The sequence below is a fragment of the Winogradskyella sp. KYW1333 genome (assembly GCF_003335675.1).
GTDB lineage: Bacteria > Bacteroidota > Bacteroidia > Flavobacteriales > Flavobacteriaceae > Winogradskyella.
Genome location: NZ_QPHL01000002.1, coordinates 1 through 1041 on the forward strand (window position 1 = coordinate 1; position 1041 = coordinate 1041).

At 46.9% G+C, this 1041-nt stretch carries 1 protein-coding gene; it reads left to right on the plus strand.

What is annotated here, in order from left to right; genetic code table 11:
* A partial coding sequence (locus DUZ96_RS12835) for a hypothetical protein (protein WP_181855198.1) occupies positions 1-1041 on the plus strand: 1041 nt, incomplete at both ends.

Sequence of the window (1041 nt, forward strand, 5' to 3'; positions counted from 1 at the left end):
AACTATACCAATTATAATATTGTGGCTGATGCCAGTACGGTTATAACCGCAGGTACGGGTTACCGTGCCGCTACCAGCGATGGTGGTACCCTTACTTTTACCGGTACTGTAGAGACAGGCACCGTTGCCATAGATTTACAAGACTCCGGGCCAGCGTTTGCCGATTGGAATCTTGTTGGTAACCCTTACACATCTTACGTAGACCTTTCTGCCTTTCTGAGTCATGAAGTGGCCTCTGGCGTTACCAATTTAGATATTCTAGAAGGGGCCTCTGGTATTTACGGGTATGACGGTGATGTGGCTGATGGTTGGGATGTTATTACACTGGCCAATGTGGGCTCAAGACTTTTGGCCCCTGGCCAAGGCTTCTTTGTGGCGGCAGATGGTAACGATGTCAGTGCTTATAATCTAGAGTTTACACCAGAGATGAGAACAACCGGTAATGCGGATGATTTTATTGCAGGACGAGACACTAACGAGGCACTAACGTTTTTAAAGCTAAACATCAGTACTGCCAACAAGAGCTACACTACAGAATTCTACTTTAATGATAATGCCTCACAAGGTCTTGACCACGGGTATGACGCCGTATTGTGGGGTGGTAGTGCTCCTAGCTTTGCCCTATACTCGCACTTGGTTGGGGATAGTACCGGAGAGGCCATAGCACTGCAGGCACTGGGCAGTAGTGATGTGTCGGATATTAGCATACCGTTGGGCGTTAATGCCAATGCAGGCGAACAGCTTAGGTTTAGTATTGCAGATCTCAATATCCCCGAGACTGTAGCGGTATATTTAGAGGATACCAGCAGCAATACCTCTACCCTATTAACCAACACTGATTATGTGTTTACACCCACATCGCAGCTTACTGGCACCGGGCGCTTTTACCTCAGGTTTACGGACAATGCACTGAGTACTGCAGACAACCCGCTATCACGTATTACTATATTTACTGATACTACCAATAAACAACTGGTTATAAACGGCATTGTGCTCCGCGATACAAAAGCTACCTTGTACAACCTGCAGGGAAGAGAGGTT